Source organism: Enterobacter sp. 04-C-12-SI-ECC (assembly GCF_047530715.1).
GTDB lineage: Bacteria > Pseudomonadota > Gammaproteobacteria > Enterobacterales > Enterobacteriaceae > Enterobacter > Enterobacter bugandensis.
Genome location: NZ_JBLKDI010000002.1, coordinates 132,575 through 154,992, shown reverse-complemented (window position 1 = coordinate 154,992; position 22,418 = coordinate 132,575). Strand labels below are relative to the sequence as shown.

General features: G+C 53.5%; 31 protein-coding genes and 1 other annotated feature. Of the genes, 7 read left to right on the top strand and 24 right to left on the bottom strand.

Annotated features, from left to right (window positions below):
* The first annotated feature begins 69 nt into the window (after positions 1 to 69).
* The gene (ugd, locus tag ACMWL8_RS04035) at positions 70 to 1,236 is read left to right on the top strand and encodes a UDP-glucose 6-dehydrogenase (protein WP_045260399.1); all 1,167 of its coding nucleotides are present in this window, start codon (positions 70 to 72) and stop codon (positions 1,234 to 1,236) included.
* Positions 1,237 to 1,287: 51 nt separating this feature from the next.
* Here the strand turns inward: ugd and ACMWL8_RS04030 are convergent, their stop codons facing one another.
* Positions 1,288 to 2,292: an NAD-dependent epimerase gene (locus tag ACMWL8_RS04030; protein WP_045260398.1), complete on the bottom strand. Its 1,005-nt coding sequence runs from the start codon at positions 2,290 to 2,292 to the stop codon at positions 1,288 to 1,290.
* A gap of 192 nt (positions 2,293 to 2,484) precedes the next feature.
* On the opposite strand from ACMWL8_RS04030, the gene wzzB reads away from it, so the two are divergent.
* Positions 2,485 to 3,465, top strand: coding sequence for an LPS O-antigen chain length determinant protein WzzB (gene wzzB / locus ACMWL8_RS04025; RefSeq protein WP_045260397.1), 981 nt, complete (start codon positions 2,485 to 2,487; stop codon positions 3,463 to 3,465).
* 41 nt (positions 3,466 to 3,506) lie between these two features.
* Here wzzB and hisIE read toward each other — a convergent pair whose 3' ends face one another.
* The 9 genes from hisIE to hisL form a co-directional block, all read right to left on the bottom strand.
* Complete coding sequence (gene hisIE / locus ACMWL8_RS04020; protein WP_045260396.1) at positions 3,507 to 4,118, bottom strand: bifunctional phosphoribosyl-AMP cyclohydrolase/phosphoribosyl-ATP diphosphatase HisIE; 612 nt, start codon at positions 4,116 to 4,118, stop codon at positions 3,507 to 3,509.
* Entirely contained in the window at positions 4,112 to 4,888 is a 777-nt protein-coding gene (hisF, locus tag ACMWL8_RS04015) for an imidazole glycerol phosphate synthase subunit HisF (protein ID WP_045260395.1), read from the bottom strand. Before hisF ends, hisIE begins: the two co-directional genes overlap by 7 nt.
* Positions 4,870 to 5,607 carry a 1-(5-phosphoribosyl)-5-[(5-phosphoribosylamino)methylideneamino]imidazole-4-carboxamide isomerase gene (gene hisA / locus ACMWL8_RS04010; RefSeq protein WP_045260394.1) on the bottom strand — a complete coding sequence of 246 codons (738 nt, stop codon included), beginning with the start codon at positions 5,605 to 5,607 and terminating at the stop codon, positions 4,870 to 4,872. Before hisA ends, hisF begins: the two co-directional genes overlap by 19 nt.
* Positions 5,607 to 6,197: an imidazole glycerol phosphate synthase subunit HisH gene (gene hisH / locus ACMWL8_RS04005; RefSeq protein ID WP_028013765.1), complete on the bottom strand. Its 591-nt coding sequence runs from the start codon at positions 6,195 to 6,197 to the stop codon at positions 5,607 to 5,609. The genes hisA and hisH overlap by 1 nt, the downstream gene beginning before the upstream one ends.
* Entirely contained in the window at positions 6,197 to 7,264 is a 1,068-nt protein-coding gene (hisB, locus tag ACMWL8_RS04000; RefSeq protein ID WP_028013764.1) for a bifunctional histidinol-phosphatase/imidazoleglycerol-phosphate dehydratase HisB, read from the bottom strand. The genes hisH and hisB overlap by 1 nt, the downstream gene beginning before the upstream one ends.
* Entirely contained in the window at positions 7,261 to 8,322 is a 1,062-nt protein-coding gene (hisC, locus tag ACMWL8_RS03995; RefSeq protein WP_045260393.1) for a histidinol-phosphate transaminase, read from the bottom strand. The genes hisB and hisC overlap by 4 nt, the downstream gene beginning before the upstream one ends.
* Positions 8,319 to 9,623, bottom strand: a complete 1,305-nt coding sequence (gene hisD, locus ACMWL8_RS03990) for a histidinol dehydrogenase (protein ID WP_045260436.1) — start codon at positions 9,621 to 9,623, stop codon at positions 8,319 to 8,321. The genes hisC and hisD overlap by 4 nt, the downstream gene beginning before the upstream one ends.
* A 5-nt stretch (positions 9,624 to 9,628) precedes the next feature.
* The gene (gene hisG, locus ACMWL8_RS03985) at positions 9,629 to 10,528 is read right to left on the bottom strand and encodes an ATP phosphoribosyltransferase (protein WP_000886595.1); all 900 of its coding nucleotides are present in this window, start codon (positions 10,526 to 10,528) and stop codon (positions 9,629 to 9,631) included.
* A 45-nt stretch (positions 10,529 to 10,573) separates the two neighbouring features.
* Positions 10,574 to 10,697 (bottom strand) — a sequence feature (His leader region).
* Positions 10,673 to 10,723, bottom strand: coding sequence for a his operon leader peptide (gene hisL / locus ACMWL8_RS03980; RefSeq protein ID WP_001364200.1), 51 nt, complete (start codon positions 10,721 to 10,723; stop codon positions 10,673 to 10,675). (Overlaps the previous feature by 25 nt.)
* A gap of 175 nt (positions 10,724 to 10,898) precedes the next feature.
* Between hisL and ACMWL8_RS03975 the strand changes: the two genes are divergently transcribed.
* The 4 genes from ACMWL8_RS03975 to plaP all read left to right on the top strand — a co-directional run bounded on the left by ACMWL8_RS03975 (position 10,899) and on the right by plaP (position 14,324).
* Complete coding sequence (locus tag ACMWL8_RS03975) at positions 10,899 to 11,723, top strand: SDR family oxidoreductase (RefSeq protein WP_028013761.1); 825 nt, start codon at positions 10,899 to 10,901, stop codon at positions 11,721 to 11,723.
* Between the two features lie 41 nt (positions 11,724 to 11,764).
* On the top strand, positions 11,765 to 12,694 hold the full coding sequence (locus ACMWL8_RS03970; protein WP_045260392.1) for a LysR substrate-binding domain-containing protein: 930 nt from the start codon (positions 11,765 to 11,767) through the stop codon (positions 12,692 to 12,694).
* Positions 12,695 to 12,913: 219 nt separating this feature from the next.
* A complete protein-coding gene (yoeI, locus tag ACMWL8_RS03965; RefSeq protein WP_099458931.1) occupies positions 12,914 to 12,976 on the top strand; it encodes a membrane protein YoeI in 63 nt (20 codons plus the stop codon).
* On the top strand, positions 12,966 to 14,324 hold the full coding sequence (gene plaP / locus ACMWL8_RS03960; RefSeq protein WP_028013759.1) for a putrescine/proton symporter PlaP: 1,359 nt from the start codon (positions 12,966 to 12,968) through the stop codon (positions 14,322 to 14,324). The genes yoeI and plaP overlap by 11 nt, the downstream gene beginning before the upstream one ends.
* 57 nt (positions 14,325 to 14,381) lie before the next feature.
* On the opposite strand, the gene sbcB is transcribed toward plaP, so the two are convergent.
* Complete coding sequence (sbcB, locus tag ACMWL8_RS03955) at positions 14,382 to 15,806, bottom strand: exodeoxyribonuclease I (protein ID WP_063942197.1); 1,425 nt, start codon at positions 15,804 to 15,806, stop codon at positions 14,382 to 14,384.
* A 181-nt stretch (positions 15,807 to 15,987) separates the two neighbouring features.
* Here sbcB and ACMWL8_RS03950 point away from each other — a divergent pair, with 181 nt between their 5' ends.
* Positions 15,988 to 17,166, top strand: a complete 1,179-nt coding sequence (locus ACMWL8_RS03950; protein WP_414751570.1) for a tyrosine-type recombinase/integrase — start codon at positions 15,988 to 15,990, stop codon at positions 17,164 to 17,166.
* On the opposite strand, the gene ACMWL8_RS03945 is transcribed toward ACMWL8_RS03950, so the two are convergent.
* The 13 genes from ACMWL8_RS03945 to ACMWL8_RS03885 all read right to left on the bottom strand — a co-directional run bounded on the left by ACMWL8_RS03945 (position 17,147) and on the right by ACMWL8_RS03885 (position 22,356).
* Positions 17,147 to 17,338, bottom strand: a complete 192-nt coding sequence (locus tag ACMWL8_RS03945) for a helix-turn-helix transcriptional regulator (protein WP_114191335.1) — start codon at positions 17,336 to 17,338, stop codon at positions 17,147 to 17,149. The genes ACMWL8_RS03950 and ACMWL8_RS03945 overlap by 20 nt on opposite strands.
* Positions 17,339 to 17,348: 10 nt before the next feature.
* Complete coding sequence (locus tag ACMWL8_RS03940; protein ID WP_045259798.1) at positions 17,349 to 17,549, bottom strand: hypothetical protein; 201 nt, start codon at positions 17,547 to 17,549, stop codon at positions 17,349 to 17,351.
* A 146-nt stretch (positions 17,550 to 17,695) separates the two neighbouring features.
* Positions 17,696 to 17,935: a hypothetical protein gene (locus ACMWL8_RS03935; protein ID WP_353433634.1), complete on the bottom strand. Its 240-nt coding sequence runs from the start codon at positions 17,933 to 17,935 to the stop codon at positions 17,696 to 17,698.
* A 133-nt stretch (positions 17,936 to 18,068) separates the two neighbouring features.
* Positions 18,069 to 18,395 (bottom strand): hypothetical protein, encoded by a 327-nt coding sequence (locus ACMWL8_RS03930; protein WP_353433633.1) that lies wholly within the window; start codon positions 18,393 to 18,395, stop codon positions 18,069 to 18,071.
* Positions 18,388 to 18,882 (bottom strand): hypothetical protein, encoded by a 495-nt coding sequence (locus tag ACMWL8_RS03925; RefSeq protein ID WP_353433632.1) that lies wholly within the window; start codon positions 18,880 to 18,882, stop codon positions 18,388 to 18,390. Before ACMWL8_RS03925 ends, ACMWL8_RS03930 begins: the two co-directional genes overlap by 8 nt.
* The gene (locus ACMWL8_RS03920) at positions 18,879 to 19,361 is read right to left on the bottom strand and encodes an ead/Ea22-like family protein (RefSeq protein ID WP_414751569.1); all 483 of its coding nucleotides are present in this window, start codon (positions 19,359 to 19,361) and stop codon (positions 18,879 to 18,881) included. Before ACMWL8_RS03920 ends, ACMWL8_RS03925 begins: the two co-directional genes overlap by 4 nt.
* Positions 19,358 to 19,627 carry a hypothetical protein gene (locus tag ACMWL8_RS03915; RefSeq protein WP_353433631.1) on the bottom strand — a complete coding sequence of 90 codons (270 nt, stop codon included), beginning with the start codon at positions 19,625 to 19,627 and terminating at the stop codon, positions 19,358 to 19,360. The genes ACMWL8_RS03920 and ACMWL8_RS03915 overlap by 4 nt, the downstream gene beginning before the upstream one ends.
* On the bottom strand, positions 19,624 to 19,869 hold the full coding sequence (locus ACMWL8_RS03910) for a hypothetical protein (RefSeq protein ID WP_353433630.1): 246 nt from the start codon (positions 19,867 to 19,869) through the stop codon (positions 19,624 to 19,626). Before ACMWL8_RS03910 ends, ACMWL8_RS03915 begins: the two co-directional genes overlap by 4 nt.
* The gene (locus tag ACMWL8_RS03905; protein ID WP_052682937.1) at positions 19,866 to 20,276 is read right to left on the bottom strand and encodes a hypothetical protein; all 411 of its coding nucleotides are present in this window, start codon (positions 20,274 to 20,276) and stop codon (positions 19,866 to 19,868) included. Before ACMWL8_RS03905 ends, ACMWL8_RS03910 begins: the two co-directional genes overlap by 4 nt.
* On the bottom strand, positions 20,273 to 20,449 hold the full coding sequence (locus tag ACMWL8_RS03900) for a DUF2737 family protein (RefSeq protein WP_353433629.1): 177 nt from the start codon (positions 20,447 to 20,449) through the stop codon (positions 20,273 to 20,275). The genes ACMWL8_RS03905 and ACMWL8_RS03900 overlap by 4 nt, the downstream gene beginning before the upstream one ends.
* Before the next feature lie 224 nt (positions 20,450 to 20,673).
* Positions 20,674 to 21,156 (bottom strand): siphovirus Gp157 family protein, encoded by a 483-nt coding sequence (locus ACMWL8_RS03895; RefSeq protein WP_045259804.1) that lies wholly within the window; start codon positions 21,154 to 21,156, stop codon positions 20,674 to 20,676.
* Positions 21,140 to 22,051 (bottom strand): recombinase RecT, encoded by a 912-nt coding sequence (locus ACMWL8_RS03890; RefSeq protein ID WP_353433628.1) that lies wholly within the window; start codon positions 22,049 to 22,051, stop codon positions 21,140 to 21,142. Before ACMWL8_RS03890 ends, ACMWL8_RS03895 begins: the two co-directional genes overlap by 17 nt.
* Positions 22,048 to 22,356, bottom strand: coding sequence for a hypothetical protein (locus tag ACMWL8_RS03885; RefSeq protein ID WP_353433627.1), 309 nt, complete (start codon positions 22,354 to 22,356; stop codon positions 22,048 to 22,050). Before ACMWL8_RS03885 ends, ACMWL8_RS03890 begins: the two co-directional genes overlap by 4 nt.
* Between the last annotated feature and the right edge of the window lie 62 nt (positions 22,357 to 22,418).

Genomic DNA, 22,418 nt, shown 5'->3' with positions numbered 1-22,418 from the left:
CCAACAGTTATGTTTATCGCGATGGTCTGCCGGCCATCAATACAGTTAACTAAAAGAAGTCATTAGCGAATGAAAATAACAATTTCCGGAACAGGGTATGTCGGTCTTTCTAACGGCATTCTGATTGCTCAGAACCATGAAGTGGTTGCGCTGGATATCGTGCAGGCCAAAGTGGATATGCTCAATCAGAAGAAATCGCCGATTGTCGACAAAGAAATCCAGGACTATCTCAGCAACAAACCGCTGAATTTCCGCGCCACGACAGATAAAGAAGATGCATACCGCGATGCGGATTACGTCATCATTGCGACGCCTACTGACTACGATCCAAAAACCAACTACTTCAACACCTCAACCGTAGAAGCGGTTATCAAAGATGTTATTGCGGTCAATCCTGATGCGGTGATGGTTATTAAATCAACCATTCCTGTCGGCTTTACCAAATCCATCAAAGAAAAGTTTGGTATCGATAATATTTTCTTCTCGCCTGAGTTCCTGCGTGAGGGGAGAGCGCTTTACGATAACCTGCATCCTTCCCGTATCGTTATTGGCGAACGCTCTGAGCGCGCTGAACGTTTCGCTGCGCTGCTTCAGGAAGGTGCGGTGAAGAAAGATATTCCGGTGCTGTTCACAGACTCCACCGAAGCGGAGGCAATTAAGCTTTTCGCGAATACCTATCTGGCAATGCGAGTCGCTTACTTCAATGAGCTCGACAGCTATGCAGAAAGTCTTGGACTGAATACCCGCCAGATTATTGAAGGGGTTTGCCTCGACCCGCGTATTGGTAACCACTACAACAACCCGTCATTTGGCTACGGCGGCTATTGCCTGCCTAAAGACACCAAGCAGCTGCTGGCAAACTACCAGGCTGTACCGAATAATCTCATTTCTGCGATTGTTGACGCTAACCGTACGCGTAAAGATTTCATCTCCGATTCTATTCTTGCGCGCCAGCCGAAAGTGGTCGGCGTGTATCGTCTGATCATGAAGAGCGGTTCCGATAATTTCCGCGCCTCTTCCATTCAGGGGATCATGAAGCGCATCAAGGCGAAAGGCGTTGAGGTTATTATTTATGAACCGGCCATGCAGGAAGATCAGTTCTTTAATTCCCGCGTGATCCGCGATCTGGATGCTTTTAAGAAGGAAGCGGATGTCATCATCTCGAACCGCATGGCCGAAGAGCTGGCTAACGTCGCTGACAAAGTCTATACCCGCGATCTGTTCGGTAGCGACTAATTCTATTACGTTAAAATAAAAAACCCGGCTGATTTACCGGGTTTTTTATCTTCAGACCTTGTAAAACTCGCGGTACCAGTCAACGAAGTTCTTCACGCCGTCTTTAACCGAGGTTTGCGGTTTGAAACCGATCACGTCATAGAGCGCTTTCGTGTCGGCGCTGGTTTCCAGGACGTCGCCCGGCTGGAGTGGCAACATATTTTTCTCGGCTTTCTTACCCAGCGCCTCTTCCAGCGCGGTGATGTAGTCCATCAGCTCTACGGGCGAACTGTTACCGATGTTGTAAACCCGGTAAGGTGCTGAACTGGTTGCCGGTGAGCCGGTCTCGACGGTCCAGTTTGCGTCAGGATGGGGAATAACATCCTGCAGACGGATAATTGCTTCAGCGATATCATCGATGTAGGTGAAGTCGCGCTTCATCTTGCCGTAGTTATAGACATCGATGTTTTTGCCTTCAATCATCGCCTTAGTAAACTTAAACAGCGCCATGTCCGGGCGTCCCCACGGACCGTATACGGTAAAGAAGCGCAGTCCGGTGGTCGGCAGGTTGTAGAGATGCGAATAGGTGTGCGACATCAGCTCATTGGCTTTTTTGGTCGCGGCATAGAGTGAAACCGGGTGATCTACGGAATCGTCAGTGGAGAAGGGCATCTTACGGTTGAGGCCATATACGGAGCTGGATGAGGCATACAGCAAATGCTGAACGTGGTTATGGCGGCAGCCTTCCAGCACGTTTAGGTGGCCAATAAGGTTGGCATCGGCGTACGCATGCGGGTTTTCCAGGGAGTAGCGTACGCCTGCCTGTGCGGCCAGGTGAATAACGCGATCGAACTTCTCGTCAGCGAAAAGCGCAGCCATACCTTCCCGGTCAGCTAATTCCATCTTGTGGAAGGTGAATCGCTCAGATTGTAGCCGTTCCAGACGTGCCAGCTTTAAATTAACATCGTAATAGTCGTTCAGGTTATCAATACCGACAACCTCATGACCGCCCTCAATGAGGCGTTTGCTGACATTCGAACCGATAAAACCCGCTGCACCCGTTACCAGAAATTTCATATCTTTCCTCAAATACCCAACGCTTACAGATGCGATAACGCATCACATGGTGACTATGATAGCGCGAAGGGGGCGAGTTACATAACGCATCTTTCCGATATAACTCATCGGATTCTTATAGAAAAATCCCCAGCAATAGATAAACTATAAAAACACAATTATGTTTGCCCTTTTTCATCTGTTAGGGAATGTATGACGCACAACAACAATAGCCAGGTCATCCGAAGCAATGACCCTGAGCAAATTGATTTACTTGATTTAGTGCTGCAGCTGTGGCGTGGGAAGTGGATGATAGCAACGTTTGTTGTTGTTTTTATTGCACTTGCTGTCGGTTATCTTACTTTCGCGAAAGAAAAGTGGACCTCAACCGCAATTATTGCGCAACCTGATGTCGCTCAAATTGCAACATATTCTAATGCGCTGAATATCCTCTACGGTAGCGCTGCACCCTCAATGCTTGATGTTCAAACACGCGCTATTGGTCGTTTCAATTCTTCCTTCTCTGCATTGGCACAGGCACTGGAAAATCAGGACGAACCTGAAAAACTGACAATTGAGCCTGCTGTTAAAGGGGAATCGCTCCCGTTGAGTGTTTCCTATACCAGTACTTCCGCAGAAGCGGCGCAGAAGCAGCTTGCGCAATATATCCAGCAGGTTGATGAGCAAACTTCCAAAGAGCTCACGGTTGACCTGCAAAACAGCATCAAAGAGCAGATTAAAACCCTGAACGATTCTCTGGTAAACCAGGAGAAGGTCGCTCAGGAGCAGAAAGACCTGCGTATTAAACAAATTACCGAAGCGCTGAAAAACGCTGAGGCGGCGAAAATCTCCTCGCCACAGATTCAACAAACTCAGGATGTGACCCAGGAAACAATGTTCCTCCTGGGAAGCGTAGGGCTGAAATCGATGATTGAAAACGAAGCCTCTCGTCCCCTGGTCTTTTCTGCTGCATACTATCAGACCAGGCAAAACCTGCTGGACATCCAAAACCTGAACGTTAAGCCGGACACAATACACGTCTACCGTTACGTCATGAAGCCGGATCTGCCCGTTCGTCGCGATAGCCCGAAAAAAGCCATTGTGCTGATTCTTGCCGTGCTGCTGGGCGGAATGATTGGTTCCGGTGTGGTATTAGGGCGTAACGCATTACGCAACTATAAGCCAAAAGCCTGATTTGCAGATTAAAAAAAAACCGGGGAAAATCCCCGGTTTTTTTATTTATGACGCTTTCGTAGATTCTCAATCACCGCCGTCAAATCCAGTTCCTGATCCTGCAGCAGCACCAGCAGGTGATACATCAAATCCGACGCTTCATTCGTCAACTCTTCCCGGTCGTGTACGGTCGCGGCCAGCGCCGTCTCAACGCCTTCTTCACCCACCTTCTGCGCAATACGCTTAGTCCCGCTGGCATACAGCTTCGCGGTATAGGAGCTCTCAGGATCCGCAGATTTACGCTCCGCCAGGAGTTGCTCAAGCTGATACAGGAACAGCCACTGGTGACTCGCCTCGCCGAAGCAGCTGCTGGTGCCTTTATGGCAGGTTGGGCCGATTGGGTTCACCAGCACCAGCAGGGTGTCGTTATCGCAGTCTGGCGTCATGCTGACCACGTTCAGGAAGTGCCCCGAGGTTTCCCCTTTGGTCCACAGGCGCTGCTTCGTGCGCGAGAAAAACGTCACTTTGCCGCTGTCGATCGTTTTTGCCAGCGCGTCCTGGTTCATATACCCCAGCATAAGAACTTCGCCTGAGACGGCATGCTGTACAACCACCGGCAATAATCCGTCAGTTTTTTCCCAGTCCAGCTGCGCCTGTTGTTGCTCTGTTAACATACCCTGATCTCCACGCCCTGGTCGGCCAGGTACGTTTTTAACTCGCCAATATTGATAATCTGTTTGTGGAACACGGACGCGGCCAGCGCACCGTCCACGTTCGCATCGCGGAAGGCTTCCAGGAAGTGTTCCATGGTGCCCGCGCCGCCGGAGGCAATCAGCGGAACGTGGCACACCGCGCGAACTTTCTTCAGCTGCTCGAGATCGTAACCGTTACGCACGCCGTCCTGGTTCATCATGTTCAGCACAATCTCACCTGCGCCGCGCTTCTGCACTTCCTGCACCCAGTCGAGCGTTTCCCACTGCGTCACGCGCGTCCGGCTTTCATCGCCGGTATATTGGTTAACGTGATATTTGCCGGTCGCGGCGTCGAACCAGGTATCAATCCCAACCACTATGCACTGTACGCCAAAGCGATCGGCCAGGCGGGTAATCAGTTCCGGCTCGGCCAGAGCAGGGGAGTTGATGGAAATCTTGTCGGCGCCAAAAGAGAGAATTTTGGCGGCGTCATCAGCAGACTTAATCCCGCCCGCCACGCAGAACGGAATATCAATCACTTCCGCCACGCGCGCGACCCAGCTTTTATCGACCACGCGGCCATCGCTGGAGGCGGTGATATCATAGAAGACCAGTTCGTCAGCGCCTTCATCGGCATAGCGTTTCGCCAGCGGGACGATATCGCCAATGATCTCATGGTTGCGGAACTGCACGCCTTTCACAACCTGACCATCGCGCACGTCAAGACAAGGAATTATCCGTTTTGCCAGCATTGAATCGCCTCCGTCACCGTAAATTTACCTTCCAGCAGGGCCCGGCCCACAATCACGCCCTGTACCCCCGTTCCGCGCAGCGCGGCGATATCGGCTAAGTCACCGATGCCGCCAGATGACTGGAATGCCACCTGCGGATAACGGGCGCAAACTTCTTCATATAAAGAAACGTTGGAACCCGCCAGCGTTCCGTCGCGGGAAATATCCGTGCACAACACGTGCTTCAGGCCCACAGGGAGATACGTCTCGACCAGCGCTTCCAGCGTCACGCCGGAGTTTTCCTGCCAGCCGCTGACCGCCACCTGTTTATTACCCTGTTCGTCAATGCGCACGTCCAAGGCCAGTACCAGGGCGTCGGGGCCAAAGCGGCGGAACCAGCCCTTCACCGTCTCAGGATCTTTCACGGCGGTTGACCCTACGACCACGCGCGCCACGCCCGCATCCAGCAGAGCCGCCACGTCGTCTTCGGTGCGTACGCCGCCGCCAACCTGCACGGGCACGTCAACACCAGCAACCAGTTTTTTCAGCAGCGGGATCTGGCGCTTCGCCGGATCTTTCGCGCCCGTTAAATCCACCAGGTGCAGCACCTCTGCACCCTGGGCGGCATAATCCTGCAGGCGCGGCAGCGGATCGTTTCCGTAGTCTCGCTGCTGCCCGTAATCGCCCTGATGAAGACGGACAACCGTGCCGTCGATTAAATCTAAAGCGGGAATAATCATCACATCTCCAGGAAGTTTTTCAGCAGCTGCGCGCCCGCGGCACCAGAGCGTTCCGGGTGAAACTGCACGCCGAAGAAATTGTCTTTCTGCACCGCCGCGGTAAACGCCTCGCCGTAAGTGCACTGGGCGATGGTATTGACGTTCACCGGCATGGCGTAACTGTGCACGAAGTAAAAGTACGCGCCGTCTTCGATGCCGCGAAACAGCCGGTCACCCGCTTTGGCGTACACGCGGTTCCAGCCCATATGAGGCAGAGGCAGACCGTGGTCGGTCATTTTCGGTACGTCTTCGTCGATAATGCCCAGCAGGTCAACGCCGTTGCTCTCTTCGCTGCGGCGGCCAAGAAGCTGCATGCCCAGGCAAATCCCCAACACCGGCTGGGTACAGGCTTTGATCAAATCGACCAAATCGCGTTCGCGAATCTGGTCCATCGCCGCCTGTGCGGTGCCAACGCCCGGCAGGAAAAGCTTGTCAGCGCGCAATACAATGTCCGGATCGCGGCTCACCACCGGCTCATAGCCGTGGCGCGCGATGGCCGATTTCACGGAGTTGAGGTTGGCGCATCCGGTATCCAGAATCACCACGTTCATTACAGCACTCCTTTCGACGAGGGCAGGGCATCGCCTTCCACGCGGATCGCCTGGCGAAGCGTACGGCCAAAGGCTTTAAACAGGCTCTCCACGCGGTGGTGATCGTTTTTGCCTTTGGTTTTCAGGTGCAGCGTCAGTCCCATGGTGTAGGACAGGGAACGGAAGAAGTGCTCCACCATTTCGGTGCTAAGATCGCCGACGCGCTGGTAGGTGAAATCAGCTTTGTATTCCAGGTGCGGACGACCCGAGATGTCCATGGCGCAGCGCGCCAGGCACTCGTCCATCGGCAGGACGAAGCCGAAACGGTTGATGCCGCGCTTGTCGCCGAGCGCCAGCTTCAGGGCTTCACCCAGCGCCAGGCCGGTATCTTCCACGGTGTGGTGATCGTCAATATAAAGATCGCCTTTTACCGCGATCTCCATGCGGAAACCGCCGTGGGTAGCAATCTGGTCCAGCATGTGGTCAAAGAAACCGACGCCGGTGTGGATCTTGCTGCCGCCCTCACGGTCCAGCCATACCTTTACATCAATCTGCGTCTCTTTGGTGTTACGCTCAACGTGGGAATAGCGGTCGCGTTTTGTCAGTTGCTCGCCAATCTTTGCCCAGTTAAGGTCGTTACGATCGTAGCGCAGCCCCGCGATGCCCATGTTTTCCGCCAGCGTAATATCGGTGATGCGATCGCCGATGACGTAGCTGTTGGTTTTATCCAGCATATCTTCGGCCAGATAGCGCTCAACCAGCTTCACCTTTGGCTTACGGCAGTCGCACTCGTCGGCTGGCATGTGCGGGCAAATCAGCACTTCATCAAATACCACGCCCTGAGAGGTCAGCACCTGCATCATCAGGTTATGCGGGCCGTCAAAGTCCGCCTGCGGGAAACTGTCCGTACCCAGACCGTCCTGGTTGGTGATCATTACCAGCTTATAGCCCGCTTTCTGAAGCTTAAGCAGCACCGGGATCACGTCCGGTTCAAAAGCCAGCTTGTCGAAACGATCGACCTGGAAATCGGCTGGTGGCTCCGAAATAAGGGTGCCGTCACGATCGATAAAAAGGATCTTCTGGGTCATACTTTCTCCGCTTTCAGGGCGTCAATGACGCGCTGGCTCTCTGTGCGGGTGCCTACGGTGATACGTAAACAGCCACTCAGGGAAGGTTGTTTATTCTGGTCTCGTAAGATAATGCCCTGATCCCATAAAGATTTAAATACGGCACTGGAGGCGGTGAAGCGCGCCAGGATGTAGTTGGTTTCCGAGTCGAACACCTGCTCGACGCAAGGGATGTCTTTCAGCGCGGTGACAAGGTACTGACGTTCCTCCAGGATCTGCGCCACGCGTTCGCGCATCGCGTTGATACCCTGAGGCGTCAGCGCCTGTGCCGCAATATCGGCAACCGGCGTTGAGAGCGGGTACGGGGCGATCACTTTCAGCAGCAGGTCGATGACCTCTTTATTCGCCAGCGTAAACCCGCAGCGCAGGCCCGCGAGGGCGAAGGCTTTTGACAACGTGCGCAGCACAACGAGATGCGGATACTCTTCCAGCCAGCCCGTCAGCGTCGCCTGCGGGCAGAACTCGATGTAGGCCTCGTCGGCCACCACCAGCGTTTTACCACGGGTCATCTCCAGCAGGGTGCGAATATCCTGCGGGTTAATAATCTGCCCGGTGGGGTTATTTGGGCTGCAGACGAAGACGACCTTCACGCCGTCGAGATTGTCGGCAATGCCCTGTAAATCGAGCTGCCAGTTCTCCAGCGCCTGGACGTTGCGGCACGCCACGCCGAAGGTTTCGGCGCTGACGCTGTACATGCCGTACGTGGGCTGGCAGTACATCACCGCGTCTTTGCCCGGCTCGCAGAACGCGCGGATCAGCAGCTCAATGCCCTCATCCGCGCCGCGGCTGACCAGTACCTGCTCCGGCTTCACACCCGCGTACTGGGCGTAGTTTTCAATCACCGCTTTTGGCTGACACTCCGGATAGCGGTTCAGCGTTTGCTGCGACAGCTCAAACTGCACCGCAGTCGGGAATTCGTTGGCGTTCAGCCAGACGTCCCCGTTTCCGCCCAGACGACGCGCAGACTGGTAAGGCGTCAGGCGGCGGACATTTTCGCGGGCTAATTCTTCAATGTTCATGCTTGCTCCTTCAGGGCGGCAACGCGCAGCGTCACGGCGTTTTTGTGGGCGGTCAGACGCTCGGCGGCGGCCAGGGTTTCAATAGTAGAAGCCAGTGAAGCAAACCCCTCGCGGGACAGCTCCTGCACGGTCATGCGTTTCTGGAAATCCGCCAGGCCGAGGCTGGAACAGGTAGAGGTATAGCCATACGTTGGCAGCACGTGGTTGGTGCCGGAGGCGTAATCCCCCGCGGACTCCGGTGACCAGTCGCCGAGGAACACCGAGCCCGCGCTGGTGATGCTGTCGACCAGATCGCGCGCGTTGCGGGTCTGAATGATCAGGTGCTCCGGGCCGTACTGGTTGGAGATGGTAATGCACTGCTCAAGATCGCGCGCCACAATCAGGCGGCTGGCCGCCAGCGCCTGACGTGCCGTGTCGGCGCGGGGCAGGTCGGCAAGCTGACGCTCCACGGCTTCGCCCACGCGTTTCGCCATATCGGCATCCGGCGTCAGCAGGATGACCTGCGAGTCCGGGCCGTGTTCTGCCTGTGAAAGCAGGTCGGAGGCCACGAAGTCCGGCGTTGCGCCGCTGTCGGCAATGACCAGCACTTCAGACGGACCGGCAGGCATATCGATGGCCGCGCCGTCGAGACGCTGGCTGACCTGGCGCTTGGCTTCGGTCACATACGCATTGCCCGGGCCAAAGATTTTGTCGACCTTAGGAATGGACTCTGTCCCGAACGCCAGGGCCGAAATCGCCTGCGCGCCGCCCACTTTATAGACCGCCTGTACGCCGCAGAGTTTTGCCGCGTAGAGGATCTCATCGGCGATCGGTGGCGGCGAGCACAGCACTACTTTCTGGCATCCGGCGATACGCGCCGGCGTGGCGAGCATTAATACGGTCGAAAACAGCGGCGCTGAACCACCAGGGATATAAAGCCCCACTGACGCAACCGGGCGCGTCACCTGCTGGCAGCGCACGCCGGGCAAGGTTTCGACATCCACGGTCTGCAGCTTCTGCGCGGTGTGGAAGGTATCAATATTTTTCACCGCGACGGCCATCGCCTGCTTGATGTCGTCACCCAGACGATTACTGGCATCAATGATTTCCTGCTCAGTAACCTGTAATGCTCCGACTTCCGTCTTATCAAACTTTGCACTGTATTCACGCAGCGCGTCATCGCCGCGGGCCTTAACGTTATCCAGGATCTCCGCCACGGTGCGTGAGATGCCCTCAGAGGCGGAAATTGCCGGGCGCATCAGCAGCTCGCGCTGTTGCTCGTCGCTACAATTATTCCAGTCGATGATTGTGTTAAAGCTCATGGCCATTACTCCATCATCTTCTCAATTGGCAGCACCAGGATGGAGCTTGCGCCCAGCGCCTTCAGTTTTTCCATGGTTTCCCAGAACAGGGTTTCGCTGCTCACCATGTGCATCGCCACGCGCTGCTGATCGCCCGCCAGCGGCAGGATGGTTGGTCGCTCAGCGCCCGGCAGCAGGGCGATGACTTCATCCAGACGCTCGGTTGGAGCGTGCATCATGATGTATTTGGACTCACGCGCCTGAATCACGCCCTGAATACGGGTCAGCAGCTTGTCGATCAGCTGCTGTTTGGCGTCGGCCATCTCGCCGTCGCGCTGAATCAGGCACGCTTTAGAGCGGTAGATGACTTCCACTTCGCGCAGACCGTTCGCTTCCAGCGTCGCGCCGGTCGAGACGAGGTCACAGATGGCGTCCGCCAGACCCGCACGCGGTGCCACTTCAACAGAGCCGTTCAGCAGGCAGGATTTAAACTGCACGCCTTTCTGGTCGAGATAACGCTTCAACAGGTGAGGGTAAGAGGTGGCGATACGTTTGCCGTTCAGCGCGGCCGGGCCGTCCCACGCTTCATCAACCGGCGTTGCCAGCGACAGGCGGCAGCCGCCGAAGTCCAGACGACGCAGGGTGAAGTAACGCGGGTCTTCACCCTGCGCGCGGCGGGTCAGCAGCTCTTCTTCCAGCACGTTTTCACCGATGATGCCGAGGTCAACGACGCCGTCCATCACAAGGCCGGGAATATCGTCATCACGCACGCGCAGAATGTCGATCGGCATGTTTTCAGCCAGAGCAATCAGGCGTTGGGTGTGCAGGTTGATTTTGATCCCGCAGCGGGCCAGCAGTTCGCGTGAATCGTCACTCAAACGGCCTGATTTTTGAATAGCTATGCGTAAACGTGAGTTATCTAACATTCTTTATTCCTCGTTAACCTGTTTTAACCTGTCTGAATTTGGTCCAAAAAAAAGCCCCCGGAAGAAGATCTTCCGGGGGCTTTTTCATGCGTTCATGCACCACTGGAAGATCCAAACGTCTTCCAGCACACATCGCCTGAAAGACTAGTCAGGATGATGGTGATGATGGTGGTGTTTAAATTGAACGCGTGTCATATAAATTCTCGATGAATGCTTATTCATTTGATGTCTTTTAACCTAAACCAGTTGTACGACATATTGCAAGGGCTTTTTTTGATCATTAATTCATTTCATATTGATGCTATGAATTGTGTGTTCTGCCGGGCTGGCGTAGCCTTATGAAAGACGAGTGAGAGTCAGGAGAATTCGCATGAAAAAGGTCGCGATTGTCGGTTTAGGATGGCTGGGAATGCCGCTGGCGATGTCATTAGCCGCGAAAGGCTGGCAGGTGACCGGGAGCAAGACCACCCGGGATGGGGTCGAAGCGGCACGCATGTGCGGTATTGATGGCGTTGAACTGCGTCTGGAGCCGGAGCTGGTGTGTGATGCGGACGATCTGGACACGCTGATGAACGTAGATGCGCTGGTGATTACGCTACCCGCACGGCGCAGTGGCCCGGGCGAATCATTCTACCTGCAGGCGATGCAGGAGATTGTCGACAGCGCGCTGGCGCATCACGTCCCGCGCATTATTTTTACCAGCTCGACGTCGGTTTATGGCGATGCTGAGGGCGTGGTGAAAGAGAGTTCCGAGCGCCGTCCCGTAACCGCGAGCGGTCAGGTCCTGAAAGAGCTGGAAGACTGGCTGCATAACCTTCCCGGCACGCAGGTCGATATCGTTCGTCTGGCGGGGCTGGTTGGCCCGGGGCGTCATCCGGGGCGCTTCTTTGCCGGTAAGACGGCACCAGACGGTCAGCATGGCGTGAATCTTGTGCATCTTGAAGATGTTATTGGCGCGATTGAGCTACTCTTACAGGCTCCAAAAGGCGGACACATCTATAATATATGTGCACCGTCTCATCCGGCGCGCAGCACGTTTTACCCGCTCATGGCACGCCAGCTTGGGTTGGCTCCGCCGGTTTTTGGTGAGGCAAAGAACGAAAGTAAAGGCAAAATTGTTGATGGCAATCGCATTTGCCATGAGCTGGGGTTTGAGTATCAGTATCCCGATCCGCTGGTGATGCCCATGGAATAAGCCCCGCAGCGGAGACAATCGCACACCAGAAGGGGGCGAGCATGAAACCGCTGCTGGATGTTCTTATTATTCTGGATGCACTGGAAAAAGAGGGGAGCTTTGCGGCTGCCTCGGCAAAGCTTTACAAAACCCCTTCGGCCCTGAGCTATACCGTTCAAAAACTGGAAAGCGACCTCAATATTCAGATCCTCGATCGCACCGGGCACCGCGCGCGGTTTACCCGCACCGGGCAGATGCTGCTGGAAAAAGGTCGTGACGTTCTTCATACCGTTCGCGAGCTGGAAAAGCAGGCCGTCAAGCTCCATCAGGGATGGGAGAATGAACTGGTGATTGGCGTGGATGATACCTTTCCGTTTTCTCTGCTGACGCCGCTCATTGAAGCGTTTTACCAGCATCACAGCGTCACCCGGCTGATCTTCATCAACGGGGTGCTGGGCGGCTCCTGGGAGGCTTTAACCCAGGGCAGGGCGGACATCTTTGTCGGTGCCCTGCACGAGCCTCCCCAGTTGAGTGACTTTGGTTTTGCCCGCCTGGGCGTGCTGGAGCAGGTATTTGCCGTGGCGCCCCATCATCCGCTGGCTCAGGAGCCTGAGCCTCTTAACCGCCGCGTTATTAAGGGGTACCGCGCAATAGTAGTCGGGGACAGCTCGCGCCCCGAATGTGCGGTTTCCTCGCAGCTGCTGGATGAGCAGGAGGCCATTACCGTTTTTGACTTTAAAACCAAGCTGGAGCTGCAAATTAGCGGTCTGGGCTGCGGCTATTTGCCGCGCTATCTGGCGCAGCGCTTTATTGATAGCGGTGCGCTTGTTGAAAAACAGGTGCTTGCGCAAAGCAGTAACGAATCGGTGTGGGTCGGCTGGAATGAACAAACCGCCGGGCTGGCCAGCGCCTGGTGGCGGGACGAAATTTTAGCAAATAGTGCTATCGCTGCAGTTTACTCTCAGGGGAGCGCCGAGAAATCAGCCAGTTAGAAAAAAGAAAATGACCCGGTGCGTTGCAAAGTATTGCCTTTTGTATCCGATGTGGGGCAAAATGCCGCCGCTGCAACCAAATGAATAATCGACGATATAAAAGGCGTCGGTTATTTTTTTTTGCATGTACGAAACGAAACTAAAAACCAAGAGGCCGGGCTTCGTACCGGATAGATATTTACTAAAATCCGACAGTTGTTGTCGCTGAGGAAGAAAGAAATGGGGCAATTTTTCGCTTACGTGGCGGTTATCACCGTAAAGGAGAATAACTATGTCGCATAACGCAACTCCAAACACCTCTCGCGTGGAATTACGTAAAACGCTTACGTTGATTCCGGTTGTTATGATGGGCCTTGCCTATATGCAACCGATGACGCTGTTCGATACATTCGGTATCGTATCGGGCCTCACTGACGGTCATGTGCCGACGGCTTACGGCTTTGCGCTGATTGCGATCCTCTTTACCGCGCTGAGCTACGGTAAACTGGTGCGTCGCTATCCGTCTGCAGGTTCCGCCTACACCTATGCCCAGAAATCCATCAGCCCGACGGTTGGCTTTATGGTGGGCTGGTCTTCGCTGCTCGACTACCTGTTCGCGCCGATGATCAACATTCTGCTGGCAAAAATCTATTTTGAAGCGCTGGTGCCATCGATTCCCTCGTGGATCTTCGTCGTGGCGCTGGTAGCCTTTATGACGGCCTTTAACCTGCGCAGCATCAAGTCCGTTGCCAACTTTAACTCCGTTATCGTTGTGCTTCAGGTTGTCCTGATTGCCGTGATTCTTGGCATGGTGATCTATGGTGTATTCCACGGCGAAGGCGCGGGCACCCTGGCGAGCAGCAAACCGTTCTGGTCTGGTGATGCGCATGTGATCCCGATGATTACCGGGGCGACGATTCTGTGCTTCTCCTTTACCGGTTTCGACGGGATTAGCAACCTGTCTGAGGAAACGAAGGATGCAGAGCGCGTGATCCCGCGTGCCATCTTCCTGACGGCGCTGATTGGCGGTCTGATCTTTATTTTCTCGACCTATTTCCTGCAGCTGTACTTCCCGGATATCTCGCGCTTCAAGGATCCGGATGCGTCTCAGCCGGAAATCATGCTCTATGTGGCGGGTAAAGCGTTCCAGGTCGGCGCGCTGATCTTCTCCACCATCACCGTACTGGCGTCCGGTATGGCCGCGCATGCAGGCGTTGCGCGTCTGATGTACGTAATGGGTCGTGATGGCGTATTCCCGAAAAGCTTCTTCGGCTACGTGCATCCAACCTGGCGTACCCCGGCGATGAACATTATCCTGGTCGGTGCGATCGCGCTTCTGGCGATTAACTTTGACCTGGTGATGGCAACGGCGCTGATTAACTTCGGTGCGCTGGTGGCGTTCACCTTTGTTAACCTGTCGGTTATCTCTCAGTTCTGGATCCGTGAAAAGCGTAACAAGACGCTGAAAGATCACTTCCAGTATCTGTTCCTGCCGATGTGCGGTGCCCTGACCGTGGGCGCGCTGTGGGTTAACCTGGAAGAGAGCTCGATGGTGCTTGGCCTGATTTGGGCAGGTATCGGTCTGGTGTACCTGGCCTGCGTTACGAAGAGCTTCCGTAACCCGGTTCCTCAGTACGAAGACGTTGCTTAAGTCTTAACGTATCAAAAAAAACCGGAGACCTTGTCTCCGGTTTTTTTATATCTCACTTCAGACTATCTCTTGCGCGTACTGGAACAGGGCTTTTAACAGGATCTGTTTTTCTGCATTGCCTTCATACTGGTTGTATAACGACTCAAGCTCCTGCGCGTAATGCTGCAGATACTCTGGCGTAAACACGTTTCGACGGTGCTGCAGCCAGCGCGCCTGTTCTGCTTCATCCAGCGTGCCGGGATAATTGCGCGCCCGGTAGTTAAACATCAGCTTTTCGATGCGCTTATCGGCGAAGGTGATGTCCAGCGCAGGTAAGTTACGCGGCTCGGTTTGCAGAACAATATTCATGGCTGCGCGGTCGGCATCGCTGAAGAAGCCGTTGTAGAGCTGGGCATCCACGTTTTCGGACGGCACGAACGGCTCCGCCTCGGCGAAGATGGCGACCACTTTCTCGCGCACCTGCGGGTTATCGCGAAGCACTTTCAGGTTATCCAGGCAGTGCTGACGGTTAATGCCCAGCCTGTCGGCATCTTCCGGACGCAGCGTGTTCGCCTGCGCCAGCACCGGACATTTATTGATGTGCACCAGCTTAACCGGCACCGCAGGCAGATCCCCGAGTTCATTTTTCGGGGTGTAAAGCCGTTCGCGCAGGGTATCGCTGTCAAGCTCCAGCAGCGGCGAAATATCGCCCGCCAGGTCCACCATGATAACCGCATTACGGTTATCCGGGTGCCACGCCAGCGGCGCAACCCAGCTGGTATTGCCGCGCCAGGCGCCAAACATGCCGGAGATATGCACCAGGGGCTTCATCTGCGGTACGTCGATAAGGGTCATGAGCTTCTGCTTGCTTCGGTGGCTCAGCAGATATTCAAACAGCCGGGGTTGTGCGGTTTTCACCAGCTTCGCCATGGCAATGGTGGCATAAACGTCTGCCATCGCATCGTGGGCATTGCTGTGCTCGATGCCGTTGGCGCGCGTCAGGTGTTCCAGCCGGAAGCTGGTCAGCCCTTCCTCATTTTCCGGCCAGTTAATGCCTTCAGGGCGCAGGGCATAACAGGCGCGCATGATGTCGAGCAGATCCCAGCGTGAATTGCGGTTCTGCCAGCTCCAGGCGTACGGATCGTAGAAGTTGCGATAGAAGATATTGCGCGTCACTTCATCATCGAAGCGGATGTTGTTGTAACCGACCACGCAGGTATTAGGCACGGTAAACAGATCGTGGATACGGCGGGCGAACTCTGCTTCGTTAACGCCTTTTTCCCGTGCTTCCTGCGGCGTGATCCCGGTGACCATTACCGCGCCGGGCTGCGGCAGGTAGTCATCAGCCGGTTTACAGTAAAAGACCTCAGGCTCGCCAATGATGTTGAATTCGTCATCGGTGCGGATGGCGGCAAACTGCGCCGGTCGGTCCAGCGCCGGATGCGTGCCAAAGGTTTCGTAGTCGTGGAATAGGAAGGTAGGTTGTTTATCTGTGTCTGCCATTGTTTAATATTGTCCACAATAGTTAATTAACTGCCTGTTATCAATCGAAAAACAACCCTTTTCTCACCTGAGTTTGTCCACGAACGTTAAATATAGTTGTTTACTGTGTCTCGATGTCCATGTGATATTGCGTACCAGAAGTGTACCAAACCACTATTTCTGAGCGTACCAAATATTATTTATGGCTATCAGCGACACAAAACTGCGTACCATTCATGGTAAACCATATTCGGGCCCACAAGAAGTGGCTGATGCTGATGGTCTCAGCGTGCGCATTTCTCCAAAGGGGGTCATCCAGTTCCAGTACCGGTATCGCTGGCATGGTAAACCTCATCGTCTCGGCATTGGCCGCTACCCTTCGGTGTCGTTAAAGGATGCCAGGCAGATCACATCTGATTTACGAAACCTTTATTTCTCCGGCACAGATCCGCGCTCCTACTTTGAGGAGAAGACGCAGAACTCCCTGACGGTCGCCCAATGCCTCGACTACTGGTTCGACAATTACGTCTCTACAACACTCCGAGAAAAGACCCAGGCACTATACCGATCAACGGTTATGAAGCGGATGCATGACGCTTTCACGAATCGACCGGCATCCTCCATTACTGTGAAGCAGTGGGTAGATCTCCTCTCCGAAGAGGAAAGGGATAATCCGCGCCGTGCGCGTCAGGTGCTCAGTCAGTTAAGATCGGCAATAAGCTGGTGCATGCGGCGTCAGGTGATAGATAGCTGCGCAATTATGAGCATCCAGCCAAGAGACTTTGGCTCCCGTGCTGCTGTGGGCGACCGCGTTCTGTCGTATAACGAGCTGGCTCAGATTTGGATGGCTATTGAAAGAAGCAGGGCGTCTACCTCAAACAAGCTTCTTCACCAGATGCTGATGCTTTGGGGGGCGAGGCTCTCAGAGCTCAGGCTGGCAACCAAGACAGAATTTGACCTGCTGGACAATATATGGACCGTTCCGAAAGAGCACAGCAAAATGGGCAACGTCATCCGACGCCCGATCTTCGAACAGATTATGCCTTTCCTCGAAAAGGCCATGACAACTTACAATGATGTGCTTTTCCCCGGGGAGGATATAAACGAACCGATCAGCATAGCGGCCGCCAACCGGTTCGTTAATCGAATAAGGGGAGGGATGGACCTTGGATACTGGCGAACCCACGACTTCAGGAGGACGCTTGTAACAAGGCTGTCTGAAATGGATGTCGAGCCCCATGTTACTGAGAGGATGCTCGGGCATGAACTTGGCGGGGTGATGGCCGTGTATAACAAACACGACTGGATTGAGGCTCAGCGCAAAGCGTATGAGCTTCACGCTGATAAGCTGTTCTGGCACATCAGGAACATTTCTGGTTAACGCCACCATTTAGGATCCATCCATCAACAGCTTCACGCAGGTACGCTTTCGGGTGGGTCCTGACTGGCTTCGGAAATCCGTGCCGGTTGGTGTAGTTCCAGATTGTCTGGCGTGATGAAACCCCAAGTTTGCTCATCACTTCTTTTTCTGGAATCAGGCTGGTATCGGTCATCGTCATCTCCTTACGCTAATTTCTTATAAACGCGAGGCTCATCAACAGTAGCCGCGCGAAGTTCGTGTTCGTGATGCACCGAGTAGTTGCCGTCATCCCATTTGCACCACGCTTTCGGATGGTCGCTATCCGGCTCAATCTGGCTCTCAACCATCCCTCTGATGCCTCCAGACTTAAGCTGTACTAACGCGCCCACAGCAAATTTAGCCATAACAAGCCCTCTGACATGTGAATGAGTGAAGAGATAGCGCTCAGAGCCATAATTCCGACTATGAGCCAGATAATTGGATTGGCGTGCATGGTGACTCCGGATAAAGAAAAACCCGCAGGGTGCGGGTTTGTTATGCGTAGAATGGGTTAGGCATTTTTGTAGATATCAGGGAGTTGATATTGTTCTGCTAACCAATCGTCACATTTCATTTCTTTGATGTAGCTAGGAAGATCGCCATGGTCGCAGTTAAACAGCCACCACTGATCACCCAGACTTTGAGGAATGGCAAGCTCATAGGTGATTCCAAGTTCGCGCATTACTACTTGTGGGTGCCTGGCCTCTCCTGCATAACCAGCACTCGCACAGTCATAGCGTAAGTGTTTCATGATTTCACCCTCTTTTGAATCAATGCCAACTCATCAAGACCTTTAGCATTTTCTATGCAAGATAAGGCCATTAAAGAAAGGCAGATGCTTTCGTAATATGCAGCCCACCACCATGAATGGGTTTTATATCACATCAGTTTGCATCCTGCCGCTCAACTCTCCGCGCTTCAGCGTCGTGATATCCCTGCATGTAAGCATCAGCAACGGCTGGGTCAATCCCTGCCTGAATAGCGATTTCGTCAATATGATCAGGCTCTCCAGTTGCCTTTTTCGCGTGCTCACGAATCTGCGCGATTAGCTCCTCCGCATTAACCTCAAAGCACTTCAGAGTTTCACATCCGCCAACCTTGGCACCGGAGATTCGGCACCCGCCATCATCGTTGCTTACGCAGAGGGAAAGGCCTCCAGCCTGATTGTGAGATATTTCGACATAAACATTCCCTGGCTTCAATTTAGACATTTTTAGCCTCCTGCTGCGGCGCTGCTGCAATCATGGCCCTATATCCGGCTGCATGTCCGCGCCAGTTGGCGACCTCTGAAAGCCACGCATTCATCATTGCCTGGGTTGGCTCAGCAGGAAGGATCACCCAACCACCCGGAATCACCGGAGAGTTGCCGCTCACAGCCTCCTGAAAGCGTTCAAGCTCCACGTACTCCTGACAAGACCATCCACCATCAATGAAATCACGAGCTTCAACAGCGTCGAAAGTGAATGATGTTTCGCTGCCGGTTGGCGAGGTTAAGCCGTACAGGTCTGCTACCGGCTTAAACTGCGTGGCTGTTAGGGTGCCCTCATTGGCGAGGGTACCATCCGCTTCGAGCGATGCCAGCGCGATACGCGCCAGCTCAAGATCCATTTGCGCTTTTTCTGACTCCGGAAATCCTGATGCGACAGAAATTCTGTGCTGAAGCTTTTCGATTAACTGCTCTTTGGTGAAGGTGTTCATGATGCCTCTCCTTTACCGGCTGCGGCGGCGCTTAATTTTGTATTCACGTCGCCTTCAAAAATCGGCAGCACACCAATTGCAGCGGCCCAGTTTTTAGCTAGCTCAGGGTCAGATGTCTCGTCGGTGTAGTCTGATGCTCGCCAACCAATAATTCGCTTCTGGTCAGGAAGGTCAGAATTTCTCTTCTCTGATGATTGCCCTAACGCATTAAGAAGCGTTCGTATCTCCTGCTGCTGAGTGGCTATGGTTGAGTCTTTTGCTTCCAGCTCATCCAGCAGCGCCAGCACGGTGGCGGGGTTGGCTGCAGCGATGAAAACTGAATCAACCTTGAGGCAATGTTGCGCTACCGCTTTCACTCCAACCTTCACCTCATAGCCGCGCGCACCTTTGTGTGGCTTGTAAGACTCCCAATCCCCCCATGATGCTGCGTTTGCCGCATTGGCTGCTTCACGTAAAGCGCGTTTGTCGATGTTGCTCATTGGGCGGCCTCCTGTGAGTCGAGAAGTATCTTGTTGGCGGCAAGAGACTCCAGTTGAGCATGAAGTCTGACGCACTCGGCATTCCGTTGTTCAATAACTTCAGTAAGCTCCTCAATTTTTCGACGTGCTTTCAAAAGTTCTCGTAACGCGTTTGCAATATCAGCGCTTTCCTGTGCAAACTCATAGTCACCTATCCCTAACGCCTCTTGTTCCGCTCCGTGAAAATCTTGAAGACGGAAAAGTAACTGCCCCTCTGTTAAGTTCATTTTTCCACCTTCGTATTTAAAGCTTCTGTCAGAAAATCAACGCCTTTCTGATAAATGCTGATTAGTTCTATGTCGTCATCGGTTTTCTCTTTCCATGCACGCATTGAAGAAAGCCCTTCTTTCAGGCGAGGCAAAAGACATTGGCACAGATACGCTCTTCGTCCTTCGATGCACTCCCGAGAGGCGTCGTTAATGTAAAAATTTATCAGCCGCGCAGCGGCGCATTCTGATGCGGGAATCATGACTGCACTCCTTTGCGAATTTGGGCGGGATTAGAACCCATTCTTTTTGAAACACAATAATCAGCTAGTCTTTGGGCTAATTGTTTATCTCGCTTACCGCAAGACAAAAGCCCAGCAGCAGTCATTACGTCAGTTAAAAATCTGGACTCAACCAAACTCAACTGATTAGTTACTGGAATCTCTGGCGAGTGGTCGATGGCGGGCCAGTAACCCAGCTCCCCTGCATAAACAAAACAGCTCGACGCAATGAAGTTATCCAGCCCCGCATTCTCCGCAGCCAACGCCGCGCATCTGGCTTCAAGTGCGGCGTAGTCTTCGTGCCGCACCATCGGCCCGTCTTTGCTCTCATGCCAATCTGATTTGAAATCATCAATATTGGTATGTGCTGCATAACGTTTCACGCTCATTTCTTCGCCCTCTGGTTTAACCACGCTGTCAGGAATTTTTTCTCGTTCACGCTGGGGAATGAGTTCTTCTTCAGCATTTCTTCGCGTGGGATATCGTTGATGGGTTTGAAGCGGTGGCGTGCGACAATCTCCTCAGGGTAGAAGCCCTGAAGTGCGTATGAGTTTCCAATCATGATTTGAGCCTCAGTTTCGAATGCGGCGTAAGCTAATGCCTTCGCGCTTGCACATCTGGCGAAGGGATTCGTATGAGCGGTTGATTTGTCTTGCAATGAGTTTTGAGTGAATGGTTCCGGCTTTTTCCCTGGCTGATGCTATATCAGATTCACCCCATGGCCGTCCGTGGCTAAGTTGGTTTGAGCGTAGTTCGTAGGTTTGTTTACGCTTGTACATTGCGCACCTACTTGATTAGCAGTGTTGGCTTACCGAGCTTGAGTGAAGCGCCAGGAATAGCGTTACCAGCCTTCAGTTGATGCTTGATAGCTAGCTTGTCGGCTTTGACCGTAGTGACGTATTCAACGTATTCAGGCGGTAGGGAGCCTTCATCTGTGATTTCAACTGACTCCACAGGAGCGCGAACAGTTACCTGATGGATGCCAGCGCGAATCCTTTTCTTTCCCATCATTTCAAGCGATGACGCGATGTAGGCCATGATGTTATCGACCTTGTTGTTGATTACTGACGCGCGTTCATTGAGTGCCTTAGCCTCTTCCTTGAGGCGCTCTGCGTATCCGGTTTCGTTCTTACAGATAGCCAGTAACTGCTCAATCTTGTCTGTAAGCTCTCCTTCCATGCCTTCCAGCGTGTCGGCTATCTCGCCGGCCTCAAAGTCGGAATCCATCAGCCTGGCGTAACCGTTGGCAATCTCATACAGCTTGCTCACTGGCGGCCTCCAGTTTTGACTTGCACTCGTGGTAGATGGCTTGCACGTTTTGCTGTAGCTTCATGCCTGAAGTGCGCTTGTATGCGTCAGCGAAGATGCGCTTAAGGTCATCCATGGTTTCAGCATGAGTCATATCATCGCAAAGCGTCTGAACGTGTTCGATGATTTCCTGCTGACGTTTCCGCTCATCCTCTCGAATATCTTCCTCTGACTTATGCGGCATTACCGGTTCAGTCCAAATTCCTTCCTCTTCGTTAAGAACGTGAATCGCACTATCAAGGCGAGAGGCTTTCGGCCAGTATTTACTTGCGCGTTTAACAACGGTTTTTCGTGCCATCTCATTCCAGTGATTAACCCATGGGCCCTTATCGCTGAATGCGGCTTTGCTTGTCTTCCTGACAGCCTCAATTTCTGCAAGGCTCATCTCTTCCGTAAGGTAATCGCCTGCAGGAGTCTTAACCGTGCAGTAAACACCAACGATGTCTCCACGCTCCCCGAAGGCGTTGTATTTGTGTGTCGGTGCCTTATCTAGGCCGTTTGACTCATAGGTGTCGTTAGCATGAACTAGCTTTGCCTGACCCCATGAGATAACACCTGACTCCATTGCAATATGCAGCAGCCCTATGTAGCTGATATCGAGGCATACCATGCCGTCACGAGGAACCAGATAAGCCAGCTTGCTTGCCGGGTTCAACGTAATTCCAATGGCTGCTACGTTGATAATCGCGTTCTGTGCGCTGGTAGGGTTTGATAGGGCAGTTTTGGCGAGGAAGTCATTCTTCTGGAAGTACTGAATCGCGAACTGACTTTCCTTTGCCCATGTAACTGTCTGCTCAGTTAACGCGCCGCAGAATAGCGGCTCCTGCTGCTTAACAAACTCAACGATATTGCTCATGCTGCTTCCCCTAATGCATGACGGCGCAGGAATATGCCAATCGCATACTCAACCTCTACGCGCGGTCTGAATATGTCCCACATAACCTCGGCAGCGAATTCCTGATAGTTGCAGTCATCTTCGCCAAGCCATTCCACAGCTGCCTTCGTGTGGTCGTCTGGTTTGTGTGCTGCCAGCATGTTGAGCACCGGTCGCATGTTCGCGCACAGCATCTCAACCTGCTTATCAATCGCTGCATTGTCATCGTCGCTAAAACTAGCGATGATTTGCTTAATCTCTGTTTTGTCTGTCATCGTCAGGCGCATCTTCTGCATCCTCTTTTGGCTGTTTCAACATGTCCTGCATAAGGCGGACAAAGGCATCTTCT

What these genes read in the sequence shown, in the direction of transcription:
- ugd (WP_045260399.1), top strand. Translation starts at nt 70, where the DNA reads ATGAAAATAACAATTTCCGGAACAGGGTATGTCGGTCTTTCTAACGGC.
- ACMWL8_RS04030 (WP_045260398.1), bottom strand. Translation starts at nt 2,292, where the DNA reads ATGAAATTTCTGGTAACGGGTGCAGCGGGTTTTATCGGTTCGAATGTC.
- wzzB (WP_045260397.1), top strand. Translation starts at nt 2,485, where the DNA reads ATGACGCACAACAACAATAGCCAGGTCATCCGAAGCAATGACCCTGAG.
- hisIE (WP_045260396.1), bottom strand. Translation starts at nt 4,118, where the DNA reads ATGTTAACAGAGCAACAACAGGCGCAGCTGGACTGGGAAAAAACTGAC.
- hisF (WP_045260395.1), bottom strand. Translation starts at nt 4,888, where the DNA reads ATGCTGGCAAAACGGATAATTCCTTGTCTTGACGTGCGCGATGGTCAG.
- hisA (WP_045260394.1), bottom strand. Translation starts at nt 5,607, where the DNA reads ATGATTATTCCCGCTTTAGATTTAATCGACGGCACGGTTGTCCGTCTT.
- hisH (WP_028013765.1), bottom strand. Translation starts at nt 6,197, where the DNA reads ATGAACGTGGTGATTCTGGATACCGGATGCGCCAACCTCAACTCCGTG.
- hisB (WP_028013764.1), bottom strand. Translation starts at nt 7,264, where the DNA reads ATGACCCAGAAGATCCTTTTTATCGATCGTGACGGCACCCTTATTTCG.
- hisC (WP_045260393.1), bottom strand. Translation starts at nt 8,322, where the DNA reads ATGAACATTGAAGAATTAGCCCGCGAAAATGTCCGCCGCCTGACGCCT.
- hisD (WP_045260436.1), bottom strand. Translation starts at nt 9,623, where the DNA reads ATGAGCTTTAACACAATCATCGACTGGAATAATTGTAGCGACGAGCAA.
- hisG (WP_000886595.1), bottom strand. Translation starts at nt 10,528, where the DNA reads ATGTTAGATAACTCACGTTTACGCATAGCTATTCAAAAATCAGGCCGT.
- ACMWL8_RS03975 (WP_028013761.1), top strand. Translation starts at nt 10,899, where the DNA reads ATGAAAAAGGTCGCGATTGTCGGTTTAGGATGGCTGGGAATGCCGCTG.
- ACMWL8_RS03970 (WP_045260392.1), top strand. Translation starts at nt 11,765, where the DNA reads ATGAAACCGCTGCTGGATGTTCTTATTATTCTGGATGCACTGGAAAAA.
- plaP (WP_028013759.1), top strand. Translation starts at nt 12,966, where the DNA reads ATGTCGCATAACGCAACTCCAAACACCTCTCGCGTGGAATTACGTAAA.
- sbcB (WP_063942197.1), bottom strand. Translation starts at nt 15,806, where the DNA reads ATGGCAGACACAGATAAACAACCTACCTTCCTATTCCACGACTACGAA.
- ACMWL8_RS03950 (WP_414751570.1), top strand. Translation starts at nt 15,988, where the DNA reads ATGGCTATCAGCGACACAAAACTGCGTACCATTCATGGTAAACCATAT.
- ACMWL8_RS03945 (WP_114191335.1), bottom strand. Translation starts at nt 17,338, where the DNA reads ATGACCGATACCAGCCTGATTCCAGAAAAAGAAGTGATGAGCAAACTT.
- ACMWL8_RS03940 (WP_045259798.1), bottom strand. Translation starts at nt 17,549, where the DNA reads ATGGCTAAATTTGCTGTGGGCGCGTTAGTACAGCTTAAGTCTGGAGGC.
- ACMWL8_RS03935 (WP_353433634.1), bottom strand. Translation starts at nt 17,935, where the DNA reads ATGAAACACTTACGCTATGACTGTGCGAGTGCTGGTTATGCAGGAGAG.
- ACMWL8_RS03930 (WP_353433633.1), bottom strand. Translation starts at nt 18,395, where the DNA reads ATGTCTAAATTGAAGCCAGGGAATGTTTATGTCGAAATATCTCACAAT.
- ACMWL8_RS03925 (WP_353433632.1), bottom strand. Translation starts at nt 18,882, where the DNA reads ATGAACACCTTCACCAAAGAGCAGTTAATCGAAAAGCTTCAGCACAGA.
- ACMWL8_RS03920 (WP_414751569.1), bottom strand. Translation starts at nt 19,361, where the DNA reads ATGAGCAACATCGACAAACGCGCTTTACGTGAAGCAGCCAATGCGGCA.
- ACMWL8_RS03915 (WP_353433631.1), bottom strand. Translation starts at nt 19,627, where the DNA reads ATGAACTTAACAGAGGGGCAGTTACTTTTCCGTCTTCAAGATTTTCAC.
- ACMWL8_RS03910 (WP_353433630.1), bottom strand. Translation starts at nt 19,869, where the DNA reads ATGATTCCCGCATCAGAATGCGCCGCTGCGCGGCTGATAAATTTTTAC.
- ACMWL8_RS03905 (WP_052682937.1), bottom strand. Translation starts at nt 20,276, where the DNA reads ATGAGCGTGAAACGTTATGCAGCACATACCAATATTGATGATTTCAAA.
- ACMWL8_RS03900 (WP_353433629.1), bottom strand. Translation starts at nt 20,449, where the DNA reads ATGATTGGAAACTCATACGCACTTCAGGGCTTCTACCCTGAGGAGATT.
- ACMWL8_RS03890 (WP_353433628.1), bottom strand. Translation starts at nt 22,051, where the DNA reads ATGAGCAATATCGTTGAGTTTGTTAAGCAGCAGGAGCCGCTATTCTGC.
- ACMWL8_RS03885 (WP_353433627.1), bottom strand. Translation starts at nt 22,356, where the DNA reads ATGCGCCTGACGATGACAGACAAAACAGAGATTAAGCAAATCATCGCT.